Genomic DNA, 9,569 nt, shown 5'->3' with positions numbered 1-9,569 from the left:
TGAATTACAATTCTGGAGCTTCTTTTTCGTAGTGCTTTTATGCATGAAGGAAAAGACGGAATTTTTCCGTTATCATTAATTGAGATGTAAGTATATTTTCACTTACAAATAGGGTGGTACCGCGATTCTTTCGCCCCTATCGGATTTTCCGATAGGGGCTTTTTCTATTTATCACAGAAACATATGTTAAATAATTCCGAATCTTATGATAAAATTTTATAAGCGCTTACAAATAATGAAAGGGGGTGATACAAGCTATTCGAAATCGATATTCAATTTTATTGAAAAAAAGGAGGATGTCTAAATGACAAAGAAAACAGAAATTCCATCGCATTTAAAACCATTTGTATCCACACAACATTATGATCAATACACACCGGTGAATCACGCTGTGTGGCGTTATATTATGAGACAAAATCATAGCTTCTTAAAAGACGTTGCTCATCCAGCCTATGTGAACGGACTACAATCATCTGGTATTAATATAGATGCAATTCCAAAAGTAGAAGAAATGAATGAGTGTTTGGCACCAAGCGGCTGGGGCGCTGTAACAATTGACGGACTTATTCCTGGCGTAGCATTCTTCGATTTTCAAGGACACGGATTACTACCGATTGCAACAGATATCCGGAAAGTAGAAAATATCGAGTACACACCAGCTCCAGATATCGTACACGAAGCCGCAGGACACGCACCGATTTTACTTGATCCTACATATGCAAAATATGTGAAACGTTTTGGGCAAATTGGTGCAAAAGCTTTCTCTACAAAAGAAGAACATGATGCATTTGAAGCTGTTCGTACATTAACGATAGTAAAAGAAAGCCCTACTTCTACTCCTGATGAAGTTAAGGCTGCTGAAAATGCTGTAATTGAAAAACAAAACTTAGTTTCTGGTTTATCGGAAGCTGAACAAATTTCACGTCTTTTCTGGTGGACAGTAGAATATGGATTGATCGGAAATATAGATGATCCAAAGATATATGGTGCTGGTCTCCTTTCTTCTGTTGGCGAAAGCAAACATTGCTTAACAGACGCTGTAGAAAAGGTTCCATTTTCTATCGAAGCATGTACAGGGACAACTTATGACGTAACAAAAATGCAACCACAACTATTTGTTTGTGAATCCTTTGAAGAATTAACAGATGCGCTTGAAACATTTTCTAAAACAATGGCCTTTAAAACAGGTGGAAAAGAAGGTTTAGAAAAAGCAATTCGCTCTGAGAACTATGCAACAGCTGAGCTAAATAGTGGATTACAAATTACAGGTACATTTAGCGAGACAATTGAAAACGATGCAGGTGAATTAATTTACATGCGAACAAATTCGCCAACGGCATTAGCGCTTCATAATAAACAGTTAGCGAATCATTCTACTTCTGTACACAGTGACGGATTTGGAACACCGATTGGATTACTCACTGAAAATATTGCATTAGAAAATTGTACAGACGAACAACTACAATCATTAGGAATTACAATTGGAACTATCGCTGAGTTTACTTTCGCAAGTGGTATTCATGTAAAAGGAACAGTAACAGATATTGTGAAAAACGATAAGAAAATTGCTCTTATTTCCTTTATCGATTGCACAGTTACTTATAACGCCCGCGTTTTATTTGATGCTTCATGGGGCGCATTTGATATGGCTGTTGGCTCACAAATCACTTCAGTATTCCCAGGTGCCGCAGATGCCGCAGCATTTTTCCCAATGGATGAAGAAGTTCAAGGACTTCCTGCTCCACTTGTACTGAATGAACTTGAACGTATGTATCAAACAGTGCGAGATATTCGAAGTGAGGGGATTTTACACAACGCGCATATCGATCAATTAGTAGCAATTCAAGAAGTATTAAATAAATTTTATGCGAAAGAATGGTTGCTGCGCCTTGAAATATTAGAGTTACTTTTAGAGCATAACAAAGGGCATGAAGCATCGGCAACATTACTACAACAACTTTCTACTTTCACAACTGATGAAGCTGTAACACGCCTTATTAACAATGGTCTTGCTTTACTTCCAGTAAAGGATGTGAAAAATGATGCTAAGATTAACTGAAGAAGAAGTTCACGAAGAATTATTGAAGGTAGATAAATGGATGGTAAAAGATGAGAAATGGATTGAACGAAAATATATGTTTTCCGACTACTTAAAAGGAGTCGAATTTGTCTCTGAAGCCGCCAAACTATCAGAAGAACATAATCACCATCCATTTATCCTTATCCAGTATAAAGCAGTTATTATTACTTTGTCATCTTGGAATGCAAAAGGTTTAACGAAACTAGATTTTGAGCTTGCAAAACAATTTGATGAACTATTTTTACAAAACGAAAAAGCAATCATAAGAAAATAAAAAAGAGAAGCCTTTTTAGGCTTCTCCTTTTATTTTGAAATGGATACAATGTCCAAATGGATTCTGGGCTTGTAATATTCCATCTTTGTACGTAGCAATCTTGCCAATATTTTTTAAGCTTTCACATACTTGCTCTTTTTGTTTTTCATTCGCTAGTACAACTGTGAAATATTTTAAACCAACAGAACCTGGCATTTGCGGTGGTACCCCTTCACCTTGCCATGTATTTAAACCGATATGGTGATGATAACCACCTGCAGATACGAACAATGCTCCATTACGAGCTGGGATCGTTACTTCAAAACCAAGACCATCAACATAGAAACGTTTCGCTTCCTCTAAATCAGCTACATGGAAATGAATATGCCCCATCACAGTACCAGCTGGAAAGCCATTCCATGTACTTCCTTGCTGTAATAATTCTTCACCAGCTAACGGGTTACTAACAAATGGGAGTTCTCCATTCTCATCACGCCAAACTTCTTTTTGTCGATCATGATAAATTTCAATCCCGTTTCCATCTGGATCAGCTAAATAAAGAGCTTCACTAAAGTAATGATCGGCTCCGCCATGTAGTGGATATACCATCTCTACAAGATGACGAAGAACATTCGCTAAATCCTGTCTACTTGGTAATAAAATTGCGTAATGATATAACCCTGTTCTTCCTCTTTGCTTCGGAAAAGCTTCTTTCTTTTCTTCAATGATAAGAAGTGGTTCATCATTTTCATTCCCAAATGTAACGACTGCTTCTTCTTCTTTTAGCACCTTCATACTTAGTACTTCCGTATAAAACTCTAGTGATTTCTTTACATTAGATACGTATAAATGAACAACATCAAGTGTTGTATCGGGATGAAGTTGAAAACTCATCTTGTTAGCCCCCCCATTTAAATTAGTTCTTCTTTGACATTTTTTCTTTTAAGAAATTATCTACAAAACCATCAGCTTTTGCAACAAATAAGTATGCACCCATTGCTAATAATGCAAGTTCTAATTCGAAACCAGGATTTTTTCCATCTCCCAATAAACCAGCTGACCATTTCACTTTTACGATTGCTCCAACCATAACAAGTGCAAATAATAATCCAATATATCTTACACCTAAACCTAGAATTAATAATAGACCTCCAACTAATTCAAACGTTGCTACACCGTATGCAAGTCCTCCTGGTAAACCAATACTTGTAAACCATCCTGCAATATTGTCAATTCCTGATTGGAATTTTGTTAAACCGTGCATGAAGAATGTTACCCCTAACACGATACGAATAATTAAGTTACCAATATGTTGATTCATTTCATTCTCTCCTTTATAGTTTTCTTATACAAAACTTTTATTTACATTACAAAACATACACTAATTTTTTTTATTCGTCAATTCATTTTCACTGGGAAAAAATATATTTTTTTTGCTATGATACAAATAGTTGTTTACAAAAAGGAGCTTGATTTTATGAATATTGGTTCTGCAATACGTGAAATTCGTCAACGTAGAGGCATAACAATTGCACAAATTTGCGAGGGAACAGGTCTTTCTAAAGGATTTATGAGTCAGGTTGAAAATAATAAAACATCACCATCTATCTCAACTTTAGAAACGATCTCCAATTTTTTAAACGTTCCCCTTCCCTATTTATTGTTAGAGCAAAAAGATCGATTAAAAATTGTCAAAAAAGAAGAACGGAAATACAGTGTATACGGCAAAGATGAGCAAAGAATTGAACATGTTGCGGAGCAAGGGGGCCTTCGCCTATCTTTAGTAGAAATCCCTACTGGATTCCCGAAAGAAAACTCACCAAATGCCCATGAAGGGGAAGAATGTCACCTTGTATTACGCGGAAAACTAGAAGTTCAGCACGGTGAAGATATTGCAATTGTAGAAGAAGGTGATTCTTTCTCATGGAATGCATGCGTTCCTCATATTGTTCGTAATATAGGAGAAGAAACTGCATTATTACTCATCTCGAGTTATGCGGAAAATCGAAAACGTGTTTATTAAATAATAAAAAAAGAAGCCTGTTAAACAGGCTTCTTTTTTATCCCCTTATAATTCCATAACTTGTCCCAACTAGTACAGTCTTTTCATGCTGATTGCGATAAACTGACTCGATTGAAACTTTTTTATAGCCTTCCATTTGCTCAACATTTGTTAAAGTTAGTTCACAAGTGATCGTATCTCCTGTGAAAACTGGTCTAATAAACTCACTTACTAATTCTCTTGCTATGTAATGTAACTCTTCTCCCACTTTCGTCCCAATGCTAGCAGTCAATAAACCATGAACCATTAATCTTCCATTTTCATCGTATTCCATATGGTGTCTACCTTTATCACCGGTAATATTTGCAAATTCAAAAACTTCTTCCTCAGTAAATCTTCTTTCATATTTAAATACATCCCCAGCTTTTACACTCATTTTTATCCCCTTAATAATAAACAGAATTTTCTTTTATTTTATCATAAAACGAGCCTCAATCCATTCTCTATTATCAAAAGTCTCAAAATTACCTCGCTATACTTTTTTACTTTCCATTCATTTATCGGTGACCATCTCTTTTCGCGACTTGGTATCCATAATACGCACATGTTCCATTTCTCGATAGCTCTCTAACTTCAAATCCACAACTTCTATAAAAATCAAAATTGTTCGCTGATGTATGCGCAAACCAATCACCGTGGGGAAGTTTTTGCAGGCAAAGAGCTACAAGCTTCTTACCTAATCCCTTCCCTCTATATTCACACTTCACAACTAAATTTACTATGTTCGCAATCATAATTCCATCAGAAATGACTCTAACCATCGCAACCATCTCTTCCTCATCCCAAATTGTGAAAGCCCATGTTGAATTTTCAAATGCTATCGTAAATTTTTCAATTTGCCAAGAAGGGATATTATCATTACTCCAACCGGCATCTTCAAACAATGCTTTAATTGCATATGCTGGTACGCTACTCGTTCCCTCACGAATAATAAGTCCATTATGATAAATGTACATGTAATCCCCCCTTTATTTTCATATACCATTCTTCAAAAAATGCAATTTACCTTTAAAAAAGTAATTTTTCATCCAACACGTTTAATGGAATAAACAAGAACATCCATCCCATGAAATAAAGTTGTTTTCTCATAGCTGAGCCCTGTCTTTCTAGCAACAAATATTGAGGCGGGATGATTCGGGTTAATGAGAGAAATTAATTTATTCATTCGTAATGCTTGGAAACCGTAGTCTCGAAATGCTGCCGCCGCTTCTTTTGCATACCCTTTTCCCCAATACTGAGGAAGTAACCAATAACCAATTTCAATTTCCTCTTTTCCATCAATCTGCTGCTTTACCAGCCCTGCATGACCAATTCTTGTTCCCGTTTCCTTTTCAATCAATACAAATAAACCGAGACCGTTTTTATAGCTAGGAATGACCCACTCCTCCAAACTTTTTTTACACTGTATATATGTTTTTAACGTCCCATTTCCAATATAGCGCATTACCTTCTCGTTCCCCCATAGTGAAGCATAGAACTGTAAATCATCCATTGTATATTTGCGAATTTGTAAACAATCTGTATGAAACATGCCTGCACTCCTTTCCACTAATTTATTCTTAATTTCACGATCATGTTTTGTATGCATACGAAATGTTACTATTAATTATAAAGTGAAACTTTAATCAGTGGGGAATTTTGTTCACCCCCACTGATTATCAGCCCTCACCAATCGAGCGTTTACGGGCAGTGGATCTCCCATCTAACTTCTTTGCTCTAGCTGAATTTTGAGGCGGGAGACTTACTGCCCGCAAATAGCGGGATAAATGAACCTACAATAAAATACAGAATATTCATTCTTAACGACTAAAAAAAGCAGTAGACAAATTTCGTCTACTGCATCCATATCATAACTAGTATTAAGAAAACTACAGTTGAGGGGGTGTAGGATTTTCAAATATACTAGATACTTATCCCGTTCTAACGGGCGGTAAACTTTCCAATTGTTTCAAGTGAAAAGTTTACCGCACATAAGAACTTCCTTCGTTCATTAAGATAGTATTGCTAAATAATCATATACACGCTTAGATTTCTCTCCACCCATTCGTGCATGCTGAAGAAGAGAAATGCCATAAGGACCAGATGCACGCAATGCTTCTGGTTGAGCTACTAAAATAGCTTGTACAACTTCTAATTCACCAAGCATAGCTGCTGCAAAAATATCCATCCGAGCACCCTTTTCTAGTAAATAAAGAGCAATATCTTTACGACCTACATGTGCCGATGCCCCTAACGCACTTTCCCAATCTGATCCACCCCAATTATAAGAGGCGTGAAGTAAGCTTGGCGATTCAACCAATAGCTCTTGTACTTTCTCTAAATCCCCGTGAGCTGCCATAACAAATTCTCTTACTAATTCAGTGGTAATACGCTCTTCTGTTTGCATCGCTCTTCTCCCCTTTTAGAAATTCGTTTCGGTGTAAAAAACGGCTTGTCACTTCCTTGAAAGATATCTACATCTATGCCAAATACATGTTGAAACATTTCATGGCATAGCACTTCTTCTGGTATACCATCATACTGAATCTTTCCTCGCTTTAATACGAGTAAACGATCGCTATATTGAGCAGCTTGGTTAATGTCATGTAAAACCATTATAATTGTCATTCCATACTCCTCATTTAATCGTTTCACAAGTTCCATTACTTCCAACTGGTGAACGATATCTAAAAAGGTTGTTGGTTCATCCAATAGTAAGACATTTGTACGTTGCGCTAGCGTCATGGCAATCCAAGCACGTTGCCGTTCCCCTCCTGATAAAGAATGTAAAAGACGATATTCATACCCTTCAAGATTTGTAACAGACAATGCCCAATCAACAATTTCTTCATCTTCTTTATTTAAGCGGCTACTCCATGATTTATGTGGACCTCTTCCGAACTCAATTAGTTCTTTCACTGTTAAATCTAATTGATGATCATGCATTTGTGGTAACATTGCTAATTGCTTCGCTACATCAGCACTCTTCATCATATGAATGTTTTTCCCATCTAAAATGATGTCCCCTTCGCTTTGTTTCAGTAGCCTTGCTATTAAACGAAGCAAAGTAGATTTTCCCGATCCATTCGGACCAATTAAACTAACGATTTCTCCAGCCTTAATATGTACATTCATATTTTGCATTTGAAATCTTTCAGAGTGTGCATAAAACACTTTGTTAACGGAAATCACGTTGTTTTCCTCCTCTATGAATTAAATATAAGAAGAACGGACCACCTAAGAAGGACAGTAAAATACCAACAGGCAATTCGATTGGATCGAACCAACTTCGAGCTATTGCATCCGCAAAAACAAGTAATACACCGCCGCCAAGGCATGATAAAGGTAGCAAATATCTATAATCATTTCCAACTAATAAACGTAGCATATGTGGTACGACAAGACCGACAAATCCAATAAGACCAGATACACTTACTGCAATTCCAGCTAATAATGTACTTACTACGATTAAATAAAACCGACTTTTTTCCACGTTATGTCCTAATAACTTTGCCATTTCATCTCCAAGCATTAACACTCGAATATGCTTAATGCCAAAGAAAGCTAATATAATGGCGAATATTGCATAATAAATAATCATGTTTAAATGTGCCCAACTTACACCACCAATACCACCCGCTAGCCACGGTAACACGGATTGTACTTTGTCACTATGTAATAACATTAATGCTGACGTTGCTGCACCAATTAATGCATTGATCGACACCCCTACTAAGACGATTCTTGAAGGTGGTGCCCCTTTTTGCCATGATAAAGCATAAATAACCATCGCTGTTATGAAAGCTCCTAAAAACGCCCCTAGTGGTAAAAAAGCTAGATGCTGTGGGAATAAAATCATGATGACAATTGCTACAAGGCCTGCCCCAGATGAAACTCCGATAATACCAGGATCTGCAAGAGGGTTTCTCATAACCCCTTGCAGCAGTGTACCAGATGCAGCTAAACATGTTCCTACTATAAACCCAACGAGAACTCTCGGTATGCGAAGATCCCATACAATTCGATGAACTGTCGAACCCTCATCTTGTATACCTGTTAGAATGTCTCTTACAGAAAAAGATAAACTTCCTGCGAAAAGTCCGTAAAAGAGGCCTAGAATTGTTAATACAACTAAAGTAACTGCTATTATCCATCTTTTTTTCGCAAAAGGATGTTCCTTTTCTCTTACTACTTCACTACTTTCCATACGTATCATTTCCTTACATCTTGTATACTTTTATACATAAAGTCCATTGCTTCTGTAACTTTTGTCCCAGGATTAGATCCAAATAAATCAGGTGGCAAAATAACTACGCGGTTTTGTTTTACTGCATCTAAATTTTTCCACGCTTCATTTTTCATCATTTCGCCTTCGAATGCTTTTTTCACACTTGTTGGATCTCCGTGTGTAATTAAATAAATCACATCTGGATTCGCCTCAATAATACGTTCTACACTTAGCTGTGCATATTGCGGATATTCTTTCATTTCTGGAAAATCAGAAGCAATATTTTTTCCGCCTGTTTTTTCTAAAATATCACCTGATAAAGATGTTGGTAATGCCGCTAAATAAGTACCTGGTGCGCCATACACTAGCAATGCTTTCACATCGCTCTTTTTCTCATATTTCTTCATTTGATTATTGATTTTTTGATTAAGTTCTTTTGCTTTATCTTCTTTCTTCATTGCCGTTCCATATAATTCAATATTCTTTTGAATATCTTGTACAGAATTCGCAGAAGAAATGATTACTTTCGTTCCCTGTCCTTCAACCGTTGGCACATTCTTTTGGAATCCATTGTTAGCAACAAGTACATCGGACTTTAAACTAGCAATTTGCTCAAAGTTCGGTTGATGTGCATTCCCGATTACTTTTGCTTTCTTTAACTCCTCTGGAAGAGTTAATTTCGTATCCGGACGACCTACTACTTTTCCACCTAAAGCATGAATAATATCCATGTCTCCCATACTTAATGTTGCAAAACTTTCTGGTACTTTATCGAATGTTACCTTTCTCCCTGACAGGTCGGTAATTTCGATTTTTTCTTTTCCTTTTTCTGTTTTGGTTGCAGACGCTTTTTCGTCCCCTTTGGCACTGCAACCTATTAACAAGAAAAAAATAGATAAAATCGCTGTAAATAGCGTAATAGATTTTTTCATTCCTTCACCTCTAATTGATAATGATAATCATTAAC

The 9,569-nt window shown here is 36.6% G+C and carries 12 protein-coding genes; 3 read left to right on the top strand and 9 right to left on the bottom strand.

What is annotated here, in order from left to right; genetic code table 11:
• Window positions 1-304 precede the first annotated feature (304 nt).
• Entirely contained in the window at window positions 305-2,059 is a 1,755-nt protein-coding gene (locus MR160_RS31470; protein ID WP_000163195.1) for an aromatic amino acid hydroxylase, read from the top strand.
• Window positions 2,040-2,354, top strand: coding sequence for a 4a-hydroxytetrahydrobiopterin dehydratase (locus MR160_RS31465; RefSeq protein WP_000979537.1), 315 nt, complete (start codon window positions 2,040-2,042; stop codon window positions 2,352-2,354). Before MR160_RS31470 ends, MR160_RS31465 begins: the two co-directional genes overlap by 20 nt.
• Before the next feature lie 15 nt (window positions 2,355-2,369).
• On the opposite strand, the gene MR160_RS31460 is transcribed toward MR160_RS31465, so the two are convergent.
• Window positions 2,370-3,227 (bottom strand): VOC family protein, encoded by an 858-nt coding sequence (locus MR160_RS31460; protein WP_242299007.1) that lies wholly within the window; start codon window positions 3,225-3,227, stop codon window positions 2,370-2,372.
• A 22-nt stretch (window positions 3,228-3,249) separates the two neighbouring features.
• A complete protein-coding gene (locus MR160_RS31455) occupies window positions 3,250-3,654 on the bottom strand; it encodes a DoxX family protein (RefSeq protein ID WP_001071553.1) in 405 nt (134 codons plus the stop codon).
• Window positions 3,655-3,810: 156 nt separating this feature from the next.
• On the opposite strand from MR160_RS31455, the gene MR160_RS31450 reads away from it, so the two are divergent.
• Complete coding sequence (locus tag MR160_RS31450; protein WP_001020693.1) at window positions 3,811-4,356, top strand: helix-turn-helix domain-containing protein; 546 nt, start codon at window positions 3,811-3,813, stop codon at window positions 4,354-4,356.
• A 37-nt stretch (window positions 4,357-4,393) separates the two neighbouring features.
• Here MR160_RS31450 and MR160_RS31445 read toward each other — a convergent pair whose 3' ends face one another.
• From MR160_RS31445 to MR160_RS31415, 7 genes are all read right to left on the bottom strand, one after another.
• The gene (locus MR160_RS31445; protein ID WP_000111562.1) at window positions 4,394-4,771 is read right to left on the bottom strand and encodes a hotdog family protein; all 378 of its coding nucleotides are present in this window, start codon (window positions 4,769-4,771) and stop codon (window positions 4,394-4,396) included.
• Window positions 4,772-4,892: 121 nt separating this feature from the next.
• The gene (locus tag MR160_RS31440; RefSeq protein ID WP_000276127.1) at window positions 4,893-5,351 is read right to left on the bottom strand and encodes a GNAT family N-acetyltransferase; all 459 of its coding nucleotides are present in this window, start codon (window positions 5,349-5,351) and stop codon (window positions 4,893-4,895) included.
• A 68-nt stretch (window positions 5,352-5,419) separates the two neighbouring features.
• On the bottom strand, window positions 5,420-5,983 hold the full coding sequence (locus tag MR160_RS31435) for a GNAT family N-acetyltransferase (RefSeq protein WP_118961582.1): 564 nt from the start codon (window positions 5,981-5,983) through the stop codon (window positions 5,420-5,422).
• Between the two features lie 402 nt (window positions 5,984-6,385).
• Window positions 6,386-6,781 (bottom strand): ankyrin repeat domain-containing protein, encoded by a 396-nt coding sequence (locus MR160_RS31430; RefSeq protein WP_098507376.1) that lies wholly within the window; start codon window positions 6,779-6,781, stop codon window positions 6,386-6,388.
• Window positions 6,748-7,566, bottom strand: a complete 819-nt coding sequence (locus tag MR160_RS31425) for an ABC transporter ATP-binding protein (protein ID WP_000626531.1) — start codon at window positions 7,564-7,566, stop codon at window positions 6,748-6,750. Before MR160_RS31425 ends, MR160_RS31430 begins: the two co-directional genes overlap by 34 nt.
• Complete coding sequence (locus MR160_RS31420; RefSeq protein ID WP_002082127.1) at window positions 7,553-8,581, bottom strand: FecCD family ABC transporter permease; 1,029 nt, start codon at window positions 8,579-8,581, stop codon at window positions 7,553-7,555. The genes MR160_RS31425 and MR160_RS31420 overlap by 14 nt, the downstream gene beginning before the upstream one ends.
• Before the next feature lie 5 nt (window positions 8,582-8,586).
• The gene (locus MR160_RS31415) at window positions 8,587-9,534 is read right to left on the bottom strand and encodes an ABC transporter substrate-binding protein (protein ID WP_000748464.1); all 948 of its coding nucleotides are present in this window, start codon (window positions 9,532-9,534) and stop codon (window positions 8,587-8,589) included.
• Window positions 9,535-9,569: the final 35 nt, after the last annotated feature.

The sequence above is a fragment of the Bacillus cereus group sp. BfR-BA-01382 genome (assembly GCF_022663475.1).
GTDB lineage: Bacteria > Bacillota > Bacilli > Bacillales > Bacillaceae_G > Bacillus_A > Bacillus_A thuringiensis_S.
The sequence above is the reverse complement of the archived record's forward strand: the minus strand, read 5'-3'. Positions and strand labels throughout refer to the sequence as shown.